This window comes from Pseudanabaena sp. PCC 9330 (assembly GCF_055795045.1).
On the sequence record NZ_JAYFES010000117.1, the window covers coordinates 191,787 to 215,122 of the forward strand.

Here is a 23,336-nt window from a genome sequence, read left to right on the forward strand (position 1 = left end):
GCCTATGTGAAGTATCTGTCAACCTCTAGAAGCGCTCCCGCCCCTGGCGGAGGTTGTCGCTCAAGCAGCGGGCGATCGCTCCCCAGATTCCCCAGCCTGGGTACCCCAGCGATCGGCCCACCAGAGATAGTCAACCGAGCGCAACCGGTCTAGACCAGTTTATAAACTGACCTGCCCCTGCGGAGAACCCCCCAGATCGGGTGAGGTTCTCTCTATCAAAATCAAGTTTCACATTTCTTTCCCTGTGTTCCCGGATGACTCACCTAACTCTGTTGTGTTGCAAAACCAGGAAGCCCCATGGTCGCTATGAGTTCATCCACTCTTCTTTCTCAAGCTGTCTCAGCTCACCCCAAGACCGTTGATTTGCCCCTGCTCAACGCGGTACTCGAAGGGTTTGTTGACGGTATTTTGGTGCTAACTGAGGACGGCACCTGTGTCCATAGCAATCGCGAAGGTCAGAGCCTCTGCCGCGAGCTAGCCAAAGCTGAGCGCCCCGCAGCTGGGGGCACCGGGCTCAACCTTCCCGACTGCCTCAAAACCATGTGCAGCTATCTGCTCGACAGCCGCACGGTCTACGGTGAAATGCCAGTAGTGCTCACCGAAGAATTTGTCTCGCTAGCAGGCAACAAAATTCGGGCCCGCATTCAGTGGCTCGACCTGCCGGGGGCTCCTGACCCCTGCCTGCTGATCTCCCTGGAGAATAAAACCCGATCGGCCTACGCTTCGGCGCAGCTAGAGGCGATTCAGTACAACCTCACCCCTCGCGAGCGGGCCGTGTGGATACTGCGCCGGGCCAACCGCAGCTACGACGAGATCGCCCAAGAGCTCTACATCACCGTCAACACGGTGAAGCGCCATCTCAAGAGCATCTACGCCAAGCGCAAAGAGGTCACCGAAGCGATGGCCAACTAGTAGCGGCTCAGGCGGTCGGTCGAGCGCGATCGCCCGCCGGATTGAGGTGTAAGGTACAAGGTAGAGCGCTGAGCCATCGTCGGCGCTCAACGAGATGACTATATTAAGGAACGTTCTCACCCGAACGGTCTCACCCAAGGGGCGATCGCGATGGCAGACCCCAGCCCTAGCTGTGCCTGACGCCCCGCCCCCTACCCCCCACCCCCCTGCCTATGCTGCCCAAGGATGACCTGCTCAAAGCGACCGAACACCGCGATTGCCTAGCCCGCATTCTCGACCAGGCTGACCAGGCCCTTAAAACCTGGGATGTCGTCGTCACCGACTTTTTGTCGCCCCCCGAGCAGGCTGAGGCCCAGGCCCTTATTCAACGGCTGACCGAGGTGCAATGCCTGGCCTGGGGCGGCTACCCCCAAGCCGAGCGCCAGCGTCTGGCCCTGGCCCGAGCCGATCTGCCCCTCGACCAGAGCCAGATTCCGCTGGTGCTGTTGACGGTGGCGGGCAATTTTATGTTTGACCCCGCCAACCACCGCGATTTTTTGGGGGCGGTCTTGGGCACCGGGCTAGACCGAGGCAAGATCGGCGACATTGTGGTGCTGGGTGAGCGCGGTGCTCAGGTGATTGTGGTGCCAGAGCTGGCGGAGTTTCTCTGCCAGGGGCTGACTCAGGTGCGATCGGTGCCAGTCAAAACCCAGCCCCTCGATTGGGATCAGCTGCGGGTACGGCCCCCGGCCAAAAAAGAGCTGACCACCGTAGAAGCATCCCTGCGCCTAGATGCGGTGGCCTCGGCAGGCTTTGGCATGTCGCGCAGCAAAATGGCCGACCTGATCGGCAGCGGCGACGTGCGCGTCAACTGGAAACCGGTGACCCAGCCCAGCCACGCCCTGGCCTCGGGAGACCTCGTCGCCATTCGCGGCAAGGGCCGCCTAGAGATTGGCGAGATCGCGGTGACCAAAAAAGAACGCTACCGAGTCGCGCTCACTCGCTACAGTTAATGGCTACAAGGCCGTAAGTCCACGGGGACAGATGACGATGGCGCGCTTCAGTGATAGCCTGCGAAAGGCCTATACCCAATTCTGTCTACATACCCCTGGTTCCCAGGGGCATTGCAGTGCAATGCTCCCCACCTGGTATCGGTTTCGAATCGGGGTTTTGGGAGTCGGATTGGGTCTGACCCCCATTGATTTAATTGATCGCTATGAATCCTTTGCTTGAGCGCATCCAGACCAGTCTGCTTGATTTGGTCGGGCAGTTTATTCAGCTCTTACCGGGAATAGTGATCGGTCTGCTGGTGGTGCTGCTGACGGGTTACGCCGCTAAACTGTCTCAGCGGGTGGTGCGTAACATGACTCAGCGGCTGGTGCCAAGCCGATCGCTGCAATCACTAGCCATACAAGTCGCCCGCATCGGCACCTGGACGATCGGGATCGTCATTGCGGCGGTGGTGGTGTTTCCTGACCTGCGATTGGGTGACATTATCGGCCTGCTGGGGCTAGGTTCGGTGGCAATCGGCTTTGCCTTTCAAGACATTTTTAAGAACTTTTTGGCGGGCATTTTGCTGCTGGTGGAAGAGCCCTTTCGCCTGGGCGACCAGGTGGTGATGGGCGACTACGAAGGCACGGTGGAGGCGATTAAAATTCGCTCGACCCAGCTGCGTACCTACACCGGGGAGCTGGTGGAAATTCCCAATGCGATCGTATTTACCAACCCGGTGCGGGTGCTGACCGCCTTTCGCAGTCGCCGCACCGACTTGGATATTGGCGTCGATTACACGACGCCATTGCCCCTGGCCAAGCAGGCCTTTCTAGAGGTGGTCAACCGCGCCGATGGGGTGCTCAGCGACCCGCCCCCCGAAGTCGATGTGGTGGGCTTTGGGGATAGCTCAATTGACTTGAAAGTGCGCTACTGGACGACACCCCAAATGGCGGAGGTGCGACGCATTCAAACCCAGGTGGCTATGGCGCTCAAGGCTGCCTGTGATGAGGCAGGTATCACCATTCCCTACCCCATTCGCACGGTGCACATCTTTGACCAAACTCAGTTTGACGAAAGTCAGCGCTTGACCACCAACGCCCATTAATGAACTGGATTACCAATTTGAGCTGCATCGGATTCGGTATTGAGCCCCGACGGGGGTTCCGGTGATGACGCGGGTGTAGCGTGCTACGTCCCGACGGAGTTCCTGATTGTGAATTGGGGTTTACTCAATCGGATTTCGTCAGTAACCTTATTGCCAGTTGTCTAGGTCTTGCCCCCAGTTTTGGGTGAGCTGAAGCCACTGGTCGCGGCGGCGCTCGACATCGGCGGCAATCCAGATCAGGGCGATGCCGACGACGATGCCCACCATCCACTTGATAAAGGGGAAGGCGGCGTTGAGCAGCACCAGCTGGTTGAGGGCGTTGAGCACAAACACCACGGTGCCCACGTAGAGCGGGGCGCGCAGGCGCAGCAGCAGACCGGTGGCGATCGCCCCCAGAGCCATTGCCCCCACCGGCAGCCCGGCCCAGCGATCGCTCAGTAGTGCGGTGAGCAAAATTAGCCCTAGGGCAATCACCCGCAGCCAGTGGCGCTGTTTTCGGCCCTCGGGGCACTTCAGCGCTGGGTCAACCTGGGCGATGTAGAGCAGGGCCAGGCCGAGGGGCAGCACCCAGGCAAGGCTGTCGTCGATAGATCGCTGGTCTAGCCAGACCCAGATGGCGGTAACCGAGCAGAACACCGACAGGTACGACACGCGCACATTGCCGCTGTGCCAAGCCAGCCAGCCGTAGAACCCGGCCAGCACCCCCAGGGTGGGAATGTGGCCAAACCCGCCCGTAACCAGGGCGATCGCCAGGGGAACGCCCACCGCCATCACCCGCCAGGGGCGCTGGGGCCAGCCCCAGGTGGCCCAGGGCACCCAGTACACCGGCACCGCCACGGCGCAGGCCACCACGCCCCACCAGCTATCAAGCACTGCCAGGGCCGGAAACAGCGATCGCCCCAGGGCAAACCAGCCCATTAGCTCCCCCAGCCCGGCGTAGACCCAGGCATGCCGAACGGTCTGGGGGTCTCCTACCCGGCCCTGGGCCAGGGCATAGAGCAAAAATGCAGCGGCGATGCCCAGACCCAGCCCGCCCAGGGTGGCCTGGCCAAAGCCCAGCCCCAGACCACCCCCCAGCAGCAGCAGGCTACCGATAAACCACTGTAGGTGGGCTGCCCAGATCAATTCCCCCTGGGGTAGACCGATGGCGCGGTCAAGGTGAACGGCCACTAGGCGGTAGACCACCATGATCAGCGCTGCCACCCCTGCCAGCACCAGCAGGGCATCGGCGGCGGCCCCTCCGGCCCCCCGCAACATTTGGTAGATCACCAGCTCGTACCAGCCGATGGATAGGCCAGCTAGGGCCAGCCACCGCAGCGCCGGGGTCTGGTTGCGCCGACCGATCTCAAGCACCAGTAGGGAGGCGACTACCACCAGTCCACCTGTCCAGGCCGTGGCGGTGTTGACCCGCAGGAGCAGGGCCAGGGCCGCGTAGGCCAGGGTGAGCTTCTGGAGGGCGGCAGCTAATACAGGGTGCGATTCGCGAAGCGATCCCTGGCGATTTCGCCCCAATTTGGCCGAAATCGCCAGGGCGATCGCCCCCAGCCCCAGGGTGGGCACCGCCAGGGCCACAGTAGAAAAGTAGCGCTGCACCATGAGCGCCGCAACCAGCAGCTCTAGGCTCCAGCCGCCAAGATACAGCCCTGGGGGACGCAGAACGCCCCAGTAGCGTAGCCCTAAAGCCAGCAGCAGCCCACCTAGAACCACCATGGTCAAGCCCGTGGGCGATCGCCAGCCCAGGTAGTAGAAGCCGGTAAAGGTGGTGCTCAACAGCAGCAAGCCCACGGTGAGAATGTGCCCCCAGCGATCGCAGGCCACACCGTAGAGCGACTTCAAGGGGGGCATTGCCACGCTGGGGGAGGTCTCGGAACCAGTCCCCAGCCACCGCCACAGACTCCACAGCCCTGCTATCAGCCCCACGGTGACCAGCCCCCAGCCAGTGGCCTGACGCGGTGCTGTGGGTAGCCAGTCCGCCAGGCTGCTGTAGACCCAGCCCAGGGCAAAGCCCACCGCCAAAAACGCCACCCCTGGCCGCCGGTAAACCCTGCTGTTGACCCTAGTCAGCACCGTGGCCGTCCCCAACCCCACCAGCCTAGTCCAGGGGAGACCCAAGGTCAGGGGCAGGGCAATGCCCGTGGTCAGCACGCTGGCACGGTGGCGACCGATCAGCGCCAGCACCAGCGGTATCACCAGCCCCACCCAGCTCAGCCCGGTGCGATAGCCGCTATTCACCAGGTGGCCCCAGAGCAGAGCGTAGGTCAGCGCCGACAGCCCCACGCCGTAGAGCCAGGCGCTCGTACCCCACAGACCGGGCAGAGCTTTGCTGATCCCCAGGGCGATCGCCGCCAGCGAGAGCATGACCACCACCCAGCGATCGAGCCCCAGCCCCGGCCATTGCTGGTCAATGGCGGCTAGGGTTGCCCCCAGGGCCAGACCGTAGGTGAGCACAATCCGCCAGCGGGCCAGGGGACGGCGCAGGGTCACCACCAGCGAGGCGATCGCCGAGGCGATCAAATTCACCACTAGCACCGGGCCGCTGGCCAAGCTAATAGCCGTCAACATGCCGTTGCTGCCCAGGGCCATGCCGTCGCTAAAGCCGCTCAGCTTGGCGTTGCCCCGCTGCCGATACCCGTCGCCCAGGGCAATCAAGGCCACCACGTAGGGAAACAGCGAGATCCCCAGCAGGGGCCACTGGCCAAACTCCAGACCATCCCAGCCGGTGAAGGGGCTGAGGAGAAACTGTCTGAAATCTCTGGGCAACACCTCCCAGCCGACAAAGGCCAGCTGGATGGCGATACCGTAGCCGATCAGCAGATCGCGCCGCTTACCCAGCCTGCCCAGCGCCTGCCCCCGCAGCACCAGGCCCAAAACGCTGACCCCAAACGCCTGCAAGAGCCAGTCTGAGATCGCCAGCAGCCAGCCCCACAGCAGCAGCGATCGCCCCACGGCAATGCCCCACCGAAAGGGGCGACCCGCAGCCGGTTCTCCATTGGGGCTGAGATCTCCGTTCGAGGCGGGTTCATTCGAGGCAGGCATGGGCTCTCGCCTGGGTACCAGCCGCCGCTGGCCCAGCCACACCAGGGTAGCCCCGTAGAGGCCAAAGGCCAGGCCAAACTGGCCCGCTGGGTTGCCCGTGGTCAGACCGCGCACCAGCAACAGCCCCAGGGCAGCGGTGATCACCACCGTGGGCCAGCGCAGCCCCGGCGTTATGGGTCGCTGGCGCTGGTCGTAGACCGTGGCAGCGGCGGTGCCCACCACCCCGGCATAGACCGCCAGCAGGGGCACTGGCCCCCATTCGCCACCCCCGCCCCAACCGGTGTGCAGGTAGGCCAGGCCAAGGGTGTTGATCTGCTCCAGCACTGAGCTATTTTGTTGGCGAAGTATCTGTAGGGCCGCGAGAGTGAGGAGTATGGCAGCAATTGCCCCCACTAGCACCCCCGCCCCACCCCAGACCCCCAGCCCATCCAGTGCCCAAAAATTTAAGGGCACCAGCAGCAGCGTGATCATCTGTAGGGTTTTGGCTGTTAGCTGCAAGTTGGGGCGGTGCCGACACCACCGCCCCGCCGCCCAAAACACCAGAGTGTAGGCCAGCAGCACCAGGTACTGCCCCGCCCCACTAAAGTTGGCCCACTGGGTCGCCGCCAGCACCGCTGACGACAGCACTACCAAAAATACGCCCAAGCCCAGCAGCCAGACGACACTGAGTTCGCCCAGCAGGCGGTTGAGCCAGTGGGTGGTGGTGGGACGAGGTTGGGGACGGGGGGGGCGAGGCTGGGCGAGGGTGGGGGTCGTTTTGACTCGGCGGGGCGGCAGGGTAGCGGGGGTAAAGTCGGTGATAGGCGGGTTTTCCCCTGGGGTCGCATCCTGAGTGGGCACCGCTTCGCTGGGGGGGGCTTCCGGTTCTACGAAGGGGTTGGTTTCGTTATTTGGGAGCGGTTCTAATGCAGGAGCGACCTCGGGCGGCAGCTCGCAGCTGAGCTGGGTCTGGCCAATGTCGCGCACCTGCCGATCTGAAATCAGCCCCAGCCGCAGCCAGTTGTCTAACCCCGCCAGCAGCTCCGGCTGGTCGGGCGACAGGTCTAGCTGTAATCGAATGGTGGGGTCTCGATCGTCAGCCATGGTCTGCCCCAGAACGGTTTCCAAATTATGGACGCTGACAGGCAGAGCTATCTACCAAGGATTCTTAATCTCAGGGCAGCTCCACGGAGGTGGGTTTGGCGATGTGGGGCAGACCCCAGCCCAGCTTCTCGCGCAGCACCGTGAAGAACTCCGGCGGCTTCAGGCGAATAAATTTGGCCGGGTAGGGGGCGCGGCAGGCTGTTACCTCGTCCTTCGTCATCACGTAGCAGCCAGCATTGCCATCGACGATCAGCACTAGGGGGTCGGGGTTGGCCGAGCGAATCGCCACCTGTTCGCGATCGGGGAACACCAGCCCCCGCGAGGCCAAAGAGTGCGGACAGATAGGAATTAGCTGGGTGACCGAAACTCCTGGCACAATCACTGGCCCCCCTGCTGACAGCGAGTAGGCCGTCGAACCCGTGGGGGTAGAGATGATAATGCCGTCGGCAGCAATATCGACCGGGGAATGGTAGCCGATCGCCACTTCAAAATGGCACATGCTGGTCAGTGGTTCGCGGTGCAGCACCATCTCGTTGAGGCACAGCGCCTCCCACACTAGGTCAGTTCCGTGGAAGAGTTTTACCGCTAGCATGCCCCGCTCTTCGACTTCGTAGTCGCCCGCCAGCACCTGGTCGATGGCCTGGGGCAGCTGGTTGAGGTAGGTTTCGGTGAGAAACCCCATGTGGCCTGTGTTCACCGTCAGCAGCGGCACGCCGATGGGGGCCAGCTGGCGAAAGGCAGACAGCACCGTGCCATCGCCCCCCAGCACCACGGCGAAGCTCATGTCGGCGTCAAAATGGGGCGGCACCAGGCTGTCGAAGGGGGTATGGCAGACAGGGCGATCGGGCTGAGAATAGCCGAGAATGCCGCCCATGCCCGTGGCCAGGATGACCTCACAGCCACGGCGAGCCAGCTTTTCCTCCCATTCGAGAGCGGCCTGGCACGCCGCAGGCTTAACGTCGTTGTAGATAATGCCAACCTTGGGCACAGGCAGGGTCCAACCTTAACAATTGGTGAAAACGGGTAAACAAAATGCGTCCTGCACCCGCTAAGATGCCGAACACACTGGAGGGAATCACAGTTTAGCTTCTCCCTAGGCTACCGTTTTTTCGTCTAGGGTAGAACAGCCCTGGGTCGAATTGCCCCATCGATCGCAGATAGCTCTCCTGGGGTAGACCACAGCCTACGCTACGGTTATCGTACCTGTGGGAGGGAGTGATTTCTCTGAATGATGGCCGATTGTTCGCGTTTAGTTTAGATAGTGCTTTGTGTTTACTGCCGTGACCCGTCGCCCCTCTGAAACCACTGCCTACGTTCGTATTACCCACCAGTCGTGGAGCCAGGGCCGCATTGAAGGTGAAGTGCGGGCCAGCACCTACGAATGGCAGTTTCAGTGGCGCTTTCGCCAGGGCCAGCTGCGGGTAGAGCCATCCCTGGGGCGGGCGCTGATCTGTGAGCCGTTGAGCCGCTTTTTAGAACGGTGCGATTACCAGCTGGAACCCGGTGGCGATTACTCGTTTACCATCCGGGCGAAGCTGTAGGGGATGGGGACTTGGAAGAGTCGGGACAGCACCATAGTCTTTGCTTATGGTGGGGTGCGGGCTTTTGAGACAGTTGAAGGGTCACCCTGGGAGATAATAATGAAGTCGCGGCAGGCTGGATATAAGCCAGAGCCAAGTCCAGACGTAGCGTTTTGCCTAAAGGAAAAACGCTCGATCTCGGACTGTACTTGGCTTTGAACTGTACTGGGTACAGCTGATTCGCGCGGTGTTTTTTCCCTTTAACCAACGGCATGGCTTACTACATCTCGCCCCGGTTCCTCGACAAACTGGCGGTACACATCACCAAAAACTACCTGAAGCTGCCGGAGGTGAAGATTCCTCTGCTGCTGGGGGTGCATGGCCGCAAGGGGGAGGGCAAAACCTTTCAGTGCGACCTGGTGTATGACCGCATGGGGGTCGAGGTGGTGAGCATCTCTGGCGGTGAGCTAGAGAGCCCCGACGCGGGCGACCCGGCGCGGCTGATTCGCCTGCGCTACCGGGAGGCGGCGGAGCTGGTGCGGGTGCGAGGCAAAATGGCGGTGCTGATGATCAACGACATTGATGCCGGTGCGGGCCGGTTTGACGCGCTGACCCAGTACACCGTCAATACCCAGCTGGTGAACAACACCCTGATGAACATTGCCGACAACCCCACCAATGTTCAGCTCCCCGGCAGCTACGACGAAAACGAAATTCAGCGGGTGCCGATCATTGTGACCGGCAACGATCTCTCGACCCTCTACGCGCCGCTGATTCGCGATGGGCGCATGGAGAAGTTTTATTGGGAGCCTGACCGCAGCGATCGCATTGGCATTGTCGGCGGCATCTTTGCCCCCGATGGCCTGTCTCCTCAGGATGTGACGATGCTAGTCGATACCTTCCCCACCCAGGCGATCGACTTTTTTGGGGCGGTGCGGGCTCAGATCTACAACGAACAAATTCGCGCCTTTATCGACGACGTGGGTTTAGAGAATGTCTCCCGCAGCGTGGTCAACACCACCACGCCGCCGACCTTTCGTCGGCCCGACTTTAGCCTGTCGCACCTGATCGAAGTGGGCGATCGCCTAGTACGCGAGCAACATCGAGTCGATCACAACCGTCTGGCCAACGAATACAACCGCGTCCTCCAGCAGAATCCCCCAACCGTCAACGGCGCTGAGGCAGCCCCCATCTACCGCAGCCCCCAGCCTCCCGCCAACGGCACCGCCTCTTCTGCCGCCCCCCCGCAGGAGTCAGACGCCTCCACCTACCCCCTGCCCACCGACGACAATCCAAACTCCACAACCCAAAATTCCTCCCTCTCCTCCGAACTCCACGACCAAATCAGCACCCTCCTCGCCCAGGGCTATCGCCTTGCCGTTGAACACGTCGATCAGCGCCGCTTTCGCACCAATGCCTGGCAGAGCGGGCCAGCGCTGCCCACCGAAACTGCCGCCGTGGCTGCGGCGCTGGAGCGCTGCCTGGGCGACCATAGCGAAGACTATGTACGGCTGCTGGGCATTGACCCGAAGACCAAGCAGCGGGTGATGGAGCAGGTGATTCATCGGCCTGGCGGGTGATGGGGGGATGGAGCGACCACCCAGAGCCGGGTAGGTTTTGGGGTCAGTATCAATGGCTGGCGAGATTCTAGAGCGGCATCGGTTTGCCCCAGCCGCCAGAGTACCCCGGCGCAGTTGACCCATAGGGCGGCGGCGGGTTTGGTATGCGACCAGGGTCTCGCCGTAGCGTTCCACACCGCCTCCCACACAAAGGCGATCGCGGTGTTGCCCCAGCCGCCTAGTCTGGTTAAGGTGGCTGGGTTATTTTTCAAGGCCGATCGCCTAGCTGACCGAGACTTTGACCCCGACCTCTTGGCGCTTGGTGGCTGGGGCGGCCAAGTGGGGAGGGATCGGCTGCATGGGTGCAACGGTAGCCTTAGGGGTAACCCGCTGGGGGGCTTCGGCGGCATCCATTTGATCGCAGATCGCCTTTGACAGGGCGATCGCAAAGTAGGTGCCCCCCAGGTACAGCACCACATCAAACGCCCCAAAGTACAGATGGAACATGGGCCTAGCCCTCCCGACTGCTGAAGTTCATGCCGATACTACCGTATCCCCTAGTCTGTCTCCAAGGGGCAGCGGCCAAGCTCGACCCCCTCTCTAGAGCTGGCCACAGTCAGCAATCACAACCGGCTCAGCGGTTTGGCCACTGCGACTGCCCACCTGCTCCATGGCGCTAACCACATCCATGCCCTCAACCACGCTGCCAAACACCACATGCTTGCCGTCAAGCCAGGGGGTAGACACGGTGGTCAAGAAAAACTGAGACCCATTGGTATTGGGGCCAGCGTTAGCCATGCTCAAGAGGCCGGGCTGATCGTGCTTGAGGATAAAATTTTCGTCGGCAAACTTAGCGCCGTAGATCGACTCGCCACCAGTGCCATTGCCCCGGGTAAAGTCGCCCCCCTGGCACATAAACTCAGGAATAATGCGATGGAAGCTAGAACCCTTGAAGTGCAAAGGCTTGCCAGCACCACCAACGCCTTTTTCGCCAGTGCAGAGGGCGCGAAAATTTTCGGCGGTTTTGGGGGTCACATCGGCCCGCAGCTCCATGACGACACGGCCCACCGGAGTGCCACCGATAGTGATGTCAAAAAATACCCTTGGATTGGTTGCTTCAGTCATAGCTGACCCTCAAATTGCACGATACAGAGATTAACCCTTGCCATTAACCCACAGTTTGGCTCAGATGAATACAACCTCTAGGTCAACGTTGCCAGCTCAGCCAGGGTACATGCGCATCAGCCAATGCCGCCTCTAAGGCAAAGCCCTGACTCAGCGTGTGGCTCTAGATGGTCTGGTATTGGGCAATCGCTGCAACCTAGAGGTCAGACTTAATGGGGAGGCTCTGCTGCCCCTCGGTGTAGCCAGCCTCTAACGGCGCCACAGCGTCTACAGGAATAGGAAAGGCAGGTTGATCAAGGGCAATCTGCAGCGCTTCCGGTTGCGCTACCAGGGCACTGCGCCAGGGGCCAGAGCTGCCGCCCATTTCTGCTGAGAGCATCTGAATCACGCCCATGGCTATGACCCCGGCGGTGGCCATAGCCGCCAGCCGCAGACGCCGGTTGACGCTGTGGAATACCCCAGCCAGGGTGTTCTCAACGCTGTCGTTGGGGGGGCAAGCCTGAGTTCGAATGCCCTGCCTCAACGTCAATAGACGGTTGTACAGACAGCGCGCACTGGGGTCGTCTCTGAGCCAGCAAAGCACGTATCGTCGCTCACTGGGGGTGACTTCACCGTCGAGGTAGGCGCTCAATAGCTCAAAGCGATCGCGCTTGGTGGCATCTAGGTCGTAGCCACAGGACACAATCGCAGCCGACAGCTCAGCTTCATTCATAACTTCATCTGAGGCGGGTGGCTGAACTTGGCTAGGTCTGTAGGAAGAGGTAGTCATACCAGAAACAACACCTAATAAAGATGCAATTTAACAACGACCAAGACGACTAGCACCGGCCATTGGAGGTTGAGGCCAAAGATCGGCTTTTATCGCCAATGCCGATCATAAGGCTAACTTCCTTAAATCGGTAATCCCCAGAAGAGAATTTATGTCATGGGGGGTAGATCGATAAAGAGTAGATGCACCTCGTGATACGGAATCAAGGCCTTAAGCTTGCGGCTTTGGATTAGTGGCCGTTTGAATTAGTGGCCTACGTAGGGTTCCAGTTCGGCCTGCAGCCGCTGCCGTGCCCGCGCAATGCGAGATTTGACGGTGCCCAGGGAAACCCCGGTCATCTCAGCGATCTCTTCGTAGGAGAGACCCTGAATTTCTCGCAACACGATGGTGCTACGAAACACTTCGGGCAAGTCTGCGATCGCCCGGTGTAGCTGACTGTAAAACTCCTGGGTCATCATGGTATCGACGGGGCCGGGGTCGGTGGCAGGCACATCCCAGTCAACCGAGCCATCTTCTAGGTGCAACGGTGCATCGAGAGATAGGGTGGCGCGATTGCGTTTGCGCCGACGGAGCTCGTCATAGAAGAGATTGGTGGTGATGCGCCCCAGCCAGCCCTTAAACTTAGCCGGATCGTTTAGGCGGCGCATGTTGCGATACACGCGAATCCAAACCTCCTGGGCTAGGTCGGCGCGATCGGGCCAATCGGGAGCCAGGTGATAGAGCAGCTTGTCTACATGACTCTGGTGGCGGCGCAACAGTTCGGCAAAGATCATGCGCTCAGGCCTTAACCGTTGCTGGCAGAGGGCTACCAGCTCTGTACTGGTCAATTGGTCAGGCTTGACCGCAGCCCTGGGGGCAGTGAGCGTAACAGGCCAGGTCGAGAACATGGATTGACTCATAACATTTGGGTAGTAGGCCAACATCTGATGTGCACTTCTGCATTGACCCGAGGGCAAACGCAGGGGTAGCGCTGTGGCTCCAAAGAAAAGCGTGATTAATGTGAAACATTGTGACGAGCGCTCCCCCCATCTCTGTTCACCCTTGTGCCTGTGAATTGTCTGTCACACCGCTGGCAACTAGGCATTCCCCCCTGGCTTTGTTCAATAGCCCTTCGAGCCTGGCCAGGGGAGTGATATAACAGATGGGGGGCACTGCTGCGATCGCCGACAGTGCCCCCATGGAGAGGTGGCAGAGTGGTCGAATGCGCCCGACTTGAAATCGGGTGTGCGCAAGCACCGAGGGTTCGAATCCCTCCCTCTCCGTACGGTAGTTTCAGGCATTTAGGCCCCTTGGGGGGTCACAGCATTCATGTCAGCGGCCATGGTTTTCCCGTAGCAAGATTGCCGTGATGGCGCAGAAAAGGCGTAGAAAATTAGATCAGAACTAGATCGGGTTTTCACCATGAATCCCACTGAGCGGGCTGACCAAGGGTTTAACCGGGCAAGATATTTGTTGAGACCGTGGGGCCAACGCATGTGCGCGATCAGGCGAGTCTAGGAAATCACAATGGCGTATGGCCATCGCTATAAGACTCAAAACCCTGGGGCACTGGGTCTGTCTGGGTGCAGCCCTAGGATTTCTTCTACAGGCCTTAGTCCGCCATCGGTCAGAGGTCAGTACCCTGCGCCTAGATGCCTGGGGTTGGGAGCTAGGGCTGGCGTCTTTGGGGCTCACCCTAGGTGCCCATACCTGGTCAGGCTGGACTTGGAGCTGGACGCTGCAAGCCCTGCAACAGAGTGTTTCAGGGCGATGGAGCACCCTGGTGTATCTGCAAACCAACCTGCTTAAGTACCTGCCGGGCAATGTTTGGCACTTTTTAGGGCGGGTGCGGGCGCTCCAGTCGGTGGGCATCGATCGGGGCGTGGCCATTGTCGGTGTTGCCCTAGAGCCGTTGCTCATGGTCGCTGCCGCCCTGATCTTGGGGCTGGCTACCCCAACCCGCTATTGGGTCGGGCAAATACTGCTGCTGGGGTTGGTTTTAGAAGGGCTCAGACCCCGCTGGCTCAACCCCATTGTCCAACGCTGGGGACGTTCCAAAGCCGCTGCGGTCGAACCTCACGCTCAACCCATCCCTTCTATTCTGGCGGCTGGACTTTGCCACTACCCCCTCAAACCCCTGGCTAGCCAGATCGGCTATGTTTTGCTGCGCGGGTTGAGCTTTACCCTGGTGCTGGGGGCGCTGACGCCGTTGACCCTGGGCGACTGGTCGCGCACTATGAGCGCCTTTAGCCTGGCCTGGCTGGCTGGGCTGGTCGTACCGGGGGCTCCGGGGGGGCTGGGAGTTTTTGAGGCGATCGCCCTGGGGCTATTGCAGGGAGTTTTTGCTCCAGCGGCGGTGTTGAGTGCGGTGCTGCTCTATCGGCTGATCAATACCCTGGCTGAGGCTCTGGGGTTTGCCCTGGCTACCCTGGCTCCAAGGCTGACCGGTACACTCAGGTAGGCTTGAGCCAGCGCTCTTTCTAGGCGGTACGTAACCATCTCTGGCCCAGGGACTTGCTTCCAATTGCTGACTACCATCCCTTCGTGGCTACCATGCATTCGCCCACCTGTTCTGGCCCTACTGATTCGGGAGACTCCGAAGCCGTCAACGTAACAAAGGTTTCGGTGGTGGTGCCGGTGTACAACGAAGTGGAGAGTCTGCCCGATCTGGTGGCGGCCATCACCACCACGATGGATAGCCTGGGCCACCCCTACGATCTGCTCTGCATAGACGATGGATCGACGGATGGATCGGGCGATCGCCTGAGACAGCTCGCCCAGCAATACCCCTCTCTGCGGGCCATTTTGCTGCGCCGTAACTATGGCCAGACTGCCGCCCTAGCTGCCGGGTTTGACCATGCTCAGGGCAGTGTCGTCATCACCCTCGATGGCGATCTGCAAAATGACCCCGCCGATATTCCCCGGCTGCTCGATCGCCTCAGCGAGGGCTACGACCTGGTCAGTGGCTGGCGCCGAGACCGCCAAGACCATACCCTGACGCGGGTGATTCCCTCCCAGGTGGCCAACTGGCTGATCGGCAAGGTTACGGGCGTACACCTGCACGACTACGGCTGCTCTCTCAAGGCCTACCGGGCCGAGGTCATTCGCGACCTCAACCTCTACGGCGAGCTGCACCGGTTTTTGCCCGCCCTAGCCTTGATTGAGGGTGCCCGCATTGCCGAGCTTCCGGTGCGCCATCATCCCCGTCGGTTTGGCACCAGCAAGTACGGCCTGGGCCGCGCCCTGCGAGTGGTGATGGATATGCTCACCGTTTACTTTATGCAAACCTTTCTCACCCGGCCCATGCATGTCTTTGGCAGTCTGGGGCTGGTGTCGATGGCGGCGGGGGTGGGCTTGGGCATTTACCTGACCCTGGTAAAGATTTGGGCCGATCAGGATATCGGCGATCGCCCCCTGCTTGTCCTCGCTGTGGTGCTGCTGCTGGCGGGCATACAGCTATTTAGCTTTGGCCTGCTGGCCGAGCTGCTCATGCGCACTTACCACGAATCGCAGCAGCGCCCCATCTACCGGGTGCGCGAGGTGGTAGGTGCACCCAATCCACGGCCTCACCCACCTGCCAACACCCACCTGATATACTGAACGTCCAACCGTTACAAAAAGCAAAGCACGCGCTGGCCCGCCCCGGAGACTATGCAGCCCACCGACCCCGACAAGTTTACCGCCAAAGCCTGGGACGCCATTGTCGAAGCCCAGGACGTGGCCCGCCGCTGCAAACATCAATACATGGAGGTTGAGCACGTCATCATCGCCATGCTCGACCAGGAAGAAGACGGGCTGGCCCATAAAGTCTTGACCAAGGCAGGGCTCGACAGCGACCTGCTCTTGGATGAGCTAGAGACCTTTGCCAAGCGCCAGGCCCGCGTGCGCCCTGGTCTCGACAGCAATCTCTACCTGGGGCAGAGTCTCGATCGCATGCTAGATAGTGCCGAGGCCGCTCGAAAAACCCTCAAAGACAAATTTATCTCAGTCGAGCATCTGCTGCTGGGTTTTCAAGAAGACGAGCGCATTGGGCTGCGGCTGCTGCGGGGCTTTAACATCGGTGGCCCAGAGCTAATGGCGGCGGTGCAGGCGGTGCGCGGCAGCCAAAAGGTGACCGATCAAGACCCCGAGGCGCAGTACGATGCCTTAGAAAAATACGGCATTGACCTCACCCAGCTGGCCCGAGACGGCAAGCTCGACCCGGTTATTGGCCGCGACGACGAGATTCGCCGCGTGATTCAGGTGCTGTCTCGCCGCACCAAAAACAACCCAGTGGTGATTGGTGAACCGGGGGTAGGTAAGACCGCGATCGCCGAAGCCCTGGCGCAGCGCATTATCAATGGCGAGGTACCCGAATCGCTCAAGGGCCGCACCCTGATTTCCCTCGACATTGGCGGGCTGATTGCCGGGGCCAAGTTTCGCGGCGAGTTTGAGGAGCGGCTGCGGCTGGTGCTCAAGGAAGTCACCGACTCCGCCGGGCAGGTGGTGCTGTTTATCGACGAGCTGCACACCGTGGTGGGGGCTGGGGCAGGCCAGGGCACCATGGATGCCAGCAATCTGCTGAAGCCCATGCTGGCGCGGGGTGAGCTGCGGTGCATTGGTGCCACCACCCTCGACGAGTACCGCAAGCACATTGAAAAAGACGCCGCCCTAGAGCGCCGCTTTCAGCAGGTATACGTGGGTCAGCCCAGCGCCGAGGATACGATTTCTATTCTGCGAGGGCTCAAGAAGCGCTACGAGTCGTACCACGGCGTCGACATTGCCGACAGCGCTCTGGTGGCGGCGGCGGTACTCTCAGACCGCTACATTGCCGATCGCTTTTTGCCCGACAAAGCCATTGACCTGGTCGATGAAGCCGCTGCCAAGCTCAAAATGGAGATCACCTCCAAACCTGAGGAGCTAGAGAGCATCGAGCGTCGTCTCATGCAGCTAGAGATGGAAAAACTTTCCCTAGAGGCCGAAAACGGCTCAGCGACCCCAGCCTCTCGAGAACGGCTCAGTCGCATCGATCACGAGATCGTCGAACTCCAGACCAAACAGCAAGCCTTTAGCGGCCAGTGGCAAAGCGAAAAACAGGCCCTTGACGCCATCCACGCCCTTAAAGAAGAAGAAGACCAGATTCGGCTGCAAATTGAGCAGGCTGAGCGGGCCTACGACCTCAACAAGGCCGCCCAGCTCAAGTACGGCCGGCTAGAGGCGATTCAGCGCGATCGCGAAGAGCTAGAAGCCCAGCTTGCCGAAGTGCAGGCCCAGGGCACCACCATGCTGCGCGAGCAGGTCACCGAGGCCGACATCGCCGAAATTGTCGCCAAGTGGACGGGCATTCCGGTCAACCGGCTGATGGAGTCGGAGCGCCAAAAGCTGCTCCAGCTCGAAGGCCACCTGCACGAGCGCGTCATTGGTCAAGAGGAAGCGGTCGAGGCCGTCGCTGCCTCGATTCGCCGCGCCCGAGCCGGTATGAACGACCAGGGCCGCCCCCTGGGGTCGTTTTTGTTTATGGGGCCAACCGGGGTGGGCAAGACCGAGCTGGCCCGTGCCCTGGCTGAGTTTCTCTTCGACACCGAAGATGCCCTAATTCGCATCGACATGTCGGAATACATGGAGAAAAACGCCGTATCGCGGCTGGTGGGGGCACCCCCTGGCTACATCGGCTACGAAGATGGTGGTCAGCTGTCAGAGGCGGTGCGCCGCCACCCCTATTCGGTAGTGCTGCTGGACGAGGTGGAGAAGGCCCATCCCGATGTTTTCAATATTCTCTTGCAGGTGCTCGACGACGGGCGGATTACCGACTCCCAGGGTCACCGGGTCGACTTTCGCAACACTGTGGTGATCATGACTAGCAACCTGGGCAGCGATCTGATTTTAGAGCTGGGCGGCGACGACGAGCGCTACGGCGAAATGCGATCGCAGGTGATGAAGGTGCTGCAAAAGCAGTTTCGGCCCGAGTTTCTCAACCGGGTAGACGACCTCATTCTCTTCCACTCGTTGCGTAAAGCAGAGCTGCGCAAGATCGTGGCGCTGCAAATTCGCCGGGTGCAGCGTCGCCTGTCTGACCAGCAGATTGCCCTAGAGATCGCCGATGGGGCGATCGACTTTATTGCCGAGAGTGGCTACGACCCGGTCTACGGTGCTCGCCCCCTCAAGCGCGCCATTCAGCGACTGCTCGAAAACCCGATCGCCACCAAGATTTTAGAGAACACCTTTGCTCCGGGCAGCACCATTGGGGTGAGCCTTGAGGCAGGGGAACTAATCTTTAGCCAAAAAGATCCTGAAGCGGCCATCCCTGCAGAGCCAGAGCCCGCCGCCGCCAAGGTGGAATCAACAGTGGGCAGCTAGAAGCTGGCCTAATGCCAAATCCGAGTCACACAACCCCGATTCCCAAAAGGCCGCACCGTAGGGGCAGACGGTTGTTTGCCCTGCTGAATTGGGGGTAGCCAAGGAGAATCTAGTATAAGTTCTCCCAACGGGAATCCCTAAAAAGCCAATGCCGACTTAATGTAGCCGCTGTAGAGCGGGCACCCACCCCCAGTGGGGAAACCCTGGGCGAGACGTCACCTCAGCGCTGGCCCGCCGCTGCGTGATACCGAATCCGAATTTCATCCTACAGCCCTATATGGGATCGACGCTTTACTTGAACAATTGACTAAACTACACCGTTCAGTTAAATTTGAGTTCACTGGCTCGCTTCACGCTCCATTGGTTTGCTATTCACCGCTCTACATCTGCAAGCTATGCAATCCCAGTCTATTCAACCCTGGAAAAAACCCGGTCTCTGGCTGCTCCTAGCCGCCCTGCTGCTGGGGGGAGTCGGATCTACACTAGCGGTGCGCAACGTGTTGCAGACCCGCCAAGCGGCCCGCGAGCAGGCAGAACTGCCGCCGCCCCGTCAGGTGAAGGTGGTGGCCCTGGGGCGGGTCGAGCCTGCCAGCCGCCTTATCGATGTAGCCACCGCCGAGGCCGGACGGATTGAGCGACTGGAGGTGCAAAAGGGCGATCGCGTTCAGGCGGGTCAGATTCTCGCCTACCTGGACACCTACGACGTGCGCCGGGCCGAGCGCGATGTGGCGGCCAGTCAGCTGGCCGAGGCCCGTGCCCAGCTGGTGGCTGAAACCGCCGTGGGCAATTCCCAGGTGCAGGAGGCCAGCACCCGCATTAGTCAGATCGACGGGCCGCAGCGGGCGGCGATCGCCGCTCAGGAGTCTGCGATCGCCAGCCTCCAAGCCGAGCTAAACGTGGCCGAAATCGACCTGGCCCGGTTCCAAGAACTCAACGAGTCGGGGGCGATCTCTCGCCAAGAGCTAGACCGCCAGCAGGCCACCGTCGATCGCCTCAGGGCCGACTTGGGCAACGCCACCGCCACTCGGCAGCGCCTAGAGCAGGCCCGCCTCAACGACATAAAGAATGCCGAGGCTCAGGTGGTTTCGGCCCGCGCCACCACCACCCGCGCCCAGGTGGCCAGCCGGGTTGACTCCGCCGTTCAGAGCCTGGCCCTGGCTGAGGCCCAGCTGGCCCGCACCATTATTCGTGCCCCCCTGGCTGGGCAGGTGATTGACGTATTTGCCTACCCCGGCGAGGCGGTATCGCCAAACGATGGCCCGGTGCTGGCCCTGGGCGACACCAATCAGATGGTGGTGGTGGCCGAGGTCTACGAATCTGACATTGGGCTAGTGGCGGTGGGGCAGCCCGTTACCATCACCAGCCGCAACGGGGCCTTTGGCGAAAGCCTGACCGGCACCGTGGCCGAAATTGGCCTGCAAATTGCCAAAAACGATGTGCTCGACGACGACCCCGCCGCCAACGCCGACGCCCGCGTGGTCGAGGTGCGGGTGGCCGTAAACCAGAGCGAGGTGGTGGCGACGCTGACCAACCTCCAGGTGGATGTGGCGATCGATGTGGACTCCTGAGGTGGCCCAATGAAACTTGCCATTCCCAATCGTCCCAGCCCTCGCCGCATTCCCCTGGCCTGGCATAACCTGCTCCACGAGCGAGCCAGGCTGATGGTGGCGGTGGCGGGGGTGACCTTTGCGGTGCTGCTGATGTTTATGAACCTGGGCTTTTTGGGGGCGCTGGTCAGCACCACCACCAATTTTTACGACCAGTTCAACGGCGATATTTTTTTAATTTCTCCTCAGTCGTTAGAAATTAGCTCCACTAAGGCCTTTCCGCGCGAGCGGCTGTACCAGGCGGCGGGCATTGAGGGGGTGCAAAAAGTGATGCCCCTCTACGCCGAATACGCCCTCTGGAAAAACCCTGAAACTAGCCTCAGCCGGGCGCTGTTTGTCTACGCTATCAATCCTGAAGACCCGGTGTTTCTGATGCCGGAGTTTGACACGGTGGAGAAACGGCGATCGCTCCAGCTGCCCAATAGTGCATTCATCGACCGGCGATCGCGCCCTGAGTTTGGCCCCCAAACCATCGGTCTGGAGACCGAAGCCGATCGCCGCCGCATCACCATCGCTGGCCAGTACGATCTGGGCGGGGGCTTTGCCGCCGACGGCACGCTGATCATGAGCGACCAAAACTTTGTGCGCTACTTTTCGCCGCGATCGCTCAACCAGATCAACCTGGGCCTGGTGCTGCTGGAGCCAGGGGCCGACCCACAGCGGGTAAAAGCGGCCTTGCAAGAGCAGCTCCCCGCCGATGTGGAGGTCTACACCAAGCCGGAAATCATCCGCAAAGAGAGCCAGTTTTGGATTCAGACCACCTCCATCGGTTTTATCTTTGGCCTGGGGGTGCTGGTGTCGTTTATCGTCGGCACCGTAATTGTCTACCAAATTCTCTACACCGACATTCGCGATCACCTGCGGGAATACGCGACCCTAAAGGCGATCGGCTACAGCGGCGGCTACCTGTTTAAGACCATCATTCACGAAGCTATCTTGCTGGCGCTGATGGGCTACGTGCCGGGGCTGATTTTGGCCCTGGGGCTCTACAATCTGGCCTACAACGCCACGGCGGGCACGCTGCCCATGCAGATGACCATCTTTCGGGTGTTTTTTGTGTTTACCCTAACGGTGGTGATGTGCGCCCTGTCGGGGCTGATCTCAGTCAGAAAAGCGGTAACGGCAGATCCGGCTGAGGTATTCGCATGAATTTTAGAGGTTGGATTTGGGATTTGAAAGGGTGCTTTGGTACAGCGAAATGTTGCCCTGATATAACCCGATCTCCCCAGTTTCTTGCGGTACGAAATCCCTTAGATTTCCCCCTGGGCAAAGGGAGGCGTGAGCAGCCTTGCCCGGCGCCGCCGCCCAAACGATTTCCCCCGCTGCTGTTTTCAGCGATCGACCAGCCCACCGCCCACAACCGCTAATCTAAAATCGCCCCATGCAGCGAACCCCCCTCGCTTTACTGAACCTAATTCACGATCGCAAGAAATTTCTCACCTCCATGGCGGGGGTAGCCTTTGCGGTGCTGCTGATGTTTCTATTCACGGGGTTCAAAAACGCCCTCTACGACAGCCAGACCCAGCTATTAGAGCGGCTCAACGGCGAGATCGTGATCATCAACCGGCTGAAGGAGAACATGTTTGTGCCCCGGGCCTTTGCCCGCCGCCGCCTCTACCAGGCCCAGGCCTTTGACGGGGTGGAGGGGGCCTACGCCCTCTACCTCAGCGACGCCCGGTGGAAAAACCCCGACACCCGCAAAACCCGCCCGGTGCGGGTGATCGCCTACAATCCCAGCGACCCGGTGCTGCCCCTGCCAGAAATTTTAGGCCGCCAGCAGGAGCTGCGCCTGCCAAATACGGCGCTGATCGACGAGCGATCGCGCACTGAGGTTGGCCCCCGCGAAACCGGCGTGATCACCGAGCTGGCCGATCGCGAGATTCGCATTGTGGGCACCTTTAGCCTGGGTACTGACTTTGCCTCAGGCAATGGCAATCTGATCATGAGCGACCAGAACTTTCTGCGGTTTTTTGCCAACCGTGGCCCCGAAGAAGAGGAGCGCAGCTTTGCCACCGCCGACATTGGCCTGCTGCGTACCGCCCCTGGTACCGACATCGATCGCTTGGTGGCGGCCCTGCGCGACGGTCTACCCAAGGATGTGCTGGTGTTGCCAATGGAGGGGCCGGAGGGCTTCATCGCCCGCGAGCGCACCTACTGGGAAGTCAACACCAACATTGGCTTTGTGTTCTCGCTGCTGACGGCGATGGGTTTTGTGGTGGGCATTATTCTGGTCTACCAGATTCTCTACACCGATGTGGCCGACCACTGGTCGGAGTACGCCACCCTCAAGGCGATCGGCTACGATAACGCCTACCTGTTTGGGGTAGTGATTCAGGAGGCGATCATTCTGTCGGTGCTGGGGTTTATTCCAGGGCTGCTGATCAGCGCCCTGTTTTATAACCTGGGGGCGGCGGTCACCGGGCTGCTGTTCAAAATGACCCTAGAGCGGGTGGTTAATCTGTATCTAGCCACTTTCATTATGTGTTTGATTTCTGGCGCTGTGGCCGTCCGCAAAGTGCAGCGCACTGACCCTGCTGAGGTTTTTGGGCTATGAATTCTGCTGCTTCGTCCTCGATGCCGTCCTCGATGCCGCCCGTCGAGGCATCCATCAAGGTGCGCAATCTTAACTACTTCTTTGGCCGGGGCGACCTGCGCAAACAGGTACTCTTCGACATTAGCCTCGACCTCAACCCTGGCCAGATTGTGATCATGACCGGGCCATCGGGCTCGGGCAAAACCACGCTGCTGACGTTGATCGGGGCGCTGCGATCGGCCACCGAGGGCAGTTTGCAAGTTTTGGGCAAAGAGTTGGTGGGGTTGGGCGATCGCCAGCTGGTGGAGATTCGCCGCAACATTGGCTTTATCTTTCAGGCCCACAACCTGTTTGAGTCGCTCACCGCCGCCCAAAATGTGGAAATGGCGGTAGAGCTGACCGGCAACTTTCGCGGCAAGCGCCAGCGGGCGGTGGATATGCTCAGTCAACTGGGTCTGGCAGAACGGGCCGACTATAAGCCTGCGGCGCTGTCGGGGGGGCAAAAGCAGAGAGTTGCGATCGCCCGCGCCCTGGTCAACCAGCCCCGGCTGATCTTGGCGGATGAGCCCACCGCCGCCCTCGACAAACAGTCGGGCCGTGACGTGGTGACACTGATGCAGCACCTGGCCCAGGAACGTGGCTGCACCATTCTCATGGTCACCCACGACAACCGCATCCTCGATGTGGCCGATCGCATCATTAACCTGGTCGACGGTCGGCTCGAATCGGACGAAAGCTCTCAGCAGTTCGCTGCTAGCCATGCACATCAATCCTCTGACCACCAGTCGTTTATTATGTAG

General features: G+C 60.5%; 19 protein-coding genes and 1 tRNA gene. 13 read left to right on the plus strand and 7 right to left on the minus strand.

The features are described 5' to 3' along the window. Positions 1-306 precede the first annotated feature (306 nt). The 3 genes from AC0QKW_RS23050 (at position 307) to AC0QKW_RS23060 (ending at position 2,989) form a co-directional block, all read left to right on the plus strand. Positions 307-912: a helix-turn-helix transcriptional regulator gene (locus tag AC0QKW_RS23050; RefSeq protein ID WP_473153451.1), complete on the plus strand. Its 606-nt coding sequence runs from the start codon at positions 307-309 to the stop codon at positions 910-912. Between the two features lie 212 nt (positions 913-1,124). Further along, on the plus strand, positions 1,125-1,904 hold the full coding sequence (locus AC0QKW_RS23055) for a photosystem II S4 domain protein (protein WP_473153452.1): 780 nt from the start codon (positions 1,125-1,127) through the stop codon (positions 1,902-1,904). Positions 1,905-2,107: 203 nt separating this feature from the next. After that, entirely contained in the window at positions 2,108-2,989 is an 882-nt protein-coding gene (locus AC0QKW_RS23060) for a mechanosensitive ion channel family protein (RefSeq protein WP_473153453.1), read from the plus strand. Between the two features lie 147 nt (positions 2,990-3,136). Here AC0QKW_RS23060 and AC0QKW_RS23065 read toward each other — a convergent pair whose 3' ends face one another. Then, positions 3,137-7,108, minus strand: a complete 3,972-nt coding sequence (locus tag AC0QKW_RS23065) for an SCO7613 C-terminal domain-containing membrane protein (RefSeq protein ID WP_473153454.1) — start codon at positions 7,106-7,108, stop codon at positions 3,137-3,139. A 70-nt stretch (positions 7,109-7,178) separates the two neighbouring features. Next, positions 7,179-8,096: an NAD(+) kinase gene (locus AC0QKW_RS23070; RefSeq protein ID WP_473153455.1), complete on the minus strand. Its 918-nt coding sequence runs from the start codon at positions 8,094-8,096 to the stop codon at positions 7,179-7,181. A 292-nt stretch (positions 8,097-8,388) separates the two neighbouring features. Here AC0QKW_RS23070 and AC0QKW_RS23075 point away from each other — a divergent pair, with 292 nt between their 5' ends. Next, complete coding sequence (locus AC0QKW_RS23075; protein ID WP_035985153.1) at positions 8,389-8,649, plus strand: DUF3146 family protein; 261 nt, start codon at positions 8,389-8,391, stop codon at positions 8,647-8,649. Positions 8,650-8,900: 251 nt separating this feature from the next. Then, complete coding sequence (locus tag AC0QKW_RS23080; RefSeq protein ID WP_473153456.1) at positions 8,901-10,208, plus strand: ribulose bisphosphate carboxylase small subunit; 1,308 nt, start codon at positions 8,901-8,903, stop codon at positions 10,206-10,208. Here AC0QKW_RS23080 and AC0QKW_RS23085 read toward each other — a convergent pair. The 5 genes from AC0QKW_RS23085 to AC0QKW_RS23105 form a co-directional block, all read right to left on the minus strand. Beyond that, positions 10,190-10,459 (minus strand): hypothetical protein, encoded by a 270-nt coding sequence (locus tag AC0QKW_RS23085; protein WP_473153457.1) that lies wholly within the window; start codon positions 10,457-10,459, stop codon positions 10,190-10,192. The genes AC0QKW_RS23080 and AC0QKW_RS23085 overlap by 19 nt on opposite strands. 10 nt (positions 10,460-10,469) lie before the next feature. Beyond that, a complete protein-coding gene (locus AC0QKW_RS23090; RefSeq protein ID WP_473153458.1) occupies positions 10,470-10,694 on the minus strand; it encodes a hypothetical protein in 225 nt (74 codons plus the stop codon). Positions 10,695-10,787: 93 nt separating this feature from the next. Further along, complete coding sequence (locus tag AC0QKW_RS23095; RefSeq protein WP_473153459.1) at positions 10,788-11,312, minus strand: peptidylprolyl isomerase; 525 nt, start codon at positions 11,310-11,312, stop codon at positions 10,788-10,790. Positions 11,313-11,508: 196 nt separating this feature from the next. Further along, positions 11,509-12,024, minus strand: a complete 516-nt coding sequence (locus AC0QKW_RS23100; protein ID WP_473153460.1) for an anti-sigma factor family protein — start codon at positions 12,022-12,024, stop codon at positions 11,509-11,511. A 302-nt stretch (positions 12,025-12,326) separates the two neighbouring features. Continuing rightward, on the minus strand, positions 12,327-12,980 hold the full coding sequence (locus AC0QKW_RS23105; protein ID WP_473153461.1) for a sigma-70 family RNA polymerase sigma factor: 654 nt from the start codon (positions 12,978-12,980) through the stop codon (positions 12,327-12,329). A 280-nt stretch (positions 12,981-13,260) separates the two neighbouring features. Between AC0QKW_RS23105 and AC0QKW_RS23110 the strand changes: the two genes are divergently transcribed. The 8 genes from AC0QKW_RS23110 (at position 13,261) to AC0QKW_RS23145 (ending at position 23,336) form a co-directional block, all read left to right on the plus strand. Continuing rightward, positions 13,261-13,343, plus strand: a tRNA-Ser gene (locus tag AC0QKW_RS23110). A gap of 251 nt (positions 13,344-13,594) precedes the next feature. Next, positions 13,595-14,521, plus strand: coding sequence for a UPF0104 family protein (locus AC0QKW_RS23115; RefSeq protein ID WP_473153462.1), 927 nt, complete (start codon positions 13,595-13,597; stop codon positions 14,519-14,521). Positions 14,522-14,613: 92 nt separating this feature from the next. After that, positions 14,614-15,660, plus strand: a complete 1,047-nt coding sequence (locus AC0QKW_RS23120; RefSeq protein ID WP_473153463.1) for a glycosyltransferase family 2 protein — start codon at positions 14,614-14,616, stop codon at positions 15,658-15,660. A 51-nt stretch (positions 15,661-15,711) separates the two neighbouring features. Then, complete coding sequence (clpB, locus tag AC0QKW_RS23125; protein WP_473153464.1) at positions 15,712-18,396, plus strand: ATP-dependent chaperone ClpB; 2,685 nt, start codon at positions 15,712-15,714, stop codon at positions 18,394-18,396. 395 nt (positions 18,397-18,791) lie between these two features. After that, complete coding sequence (locus tag AC0QKW_RS23130) at positions 18,792-19,964, plus strand: HlyD family secretion protein (protein WP_473153465.1); 1,173 nt, start codon at positions 18,792-18,794, stop codon at positions 19,962-19,964. Positions 19,965-19,973: 9 nt separating this feature from the next. Next, positions 19,974-21,152: an ABC transporter permease DevC gene (gene devC, locus AC0QKW_RS23135; RefSeq protein WP_473153466.1), complete on the plus strand. Its 1,179-nt coding sequence runs from the start codon at positions 19,974-19,976 to the stop codon at positions 21,150-21,152. A 232-nt stretch (positions 21,153-21,384) separates the two neighbouring features. Beyond that, a complete protein-coding gene (gene devC, locus AC0QKW_RS23140) occupies positions 21,385-22,557 on the plus strand; it encodes an ABC transporter permease DevC (protein WP_473153467.1) in 1,173 nt (390 codons plus the stop codon). Further along, positions 22,554-23,336: an ATP-binding cassette domain-containing protein gene (locus AC0QKW_RS23145; RefSeq protein WP_473153468.1), complete on the plus strand. Its 783-nt coding sequence runs from the start codon at positions 22,554-22,556 to the stop codon at positions 23,334-23,336. The genes devC (AC0QKW_RS23140) and AC0QKW_RS23145 overlap by 4 nt, the downstream gene beginning before the upstream one ends.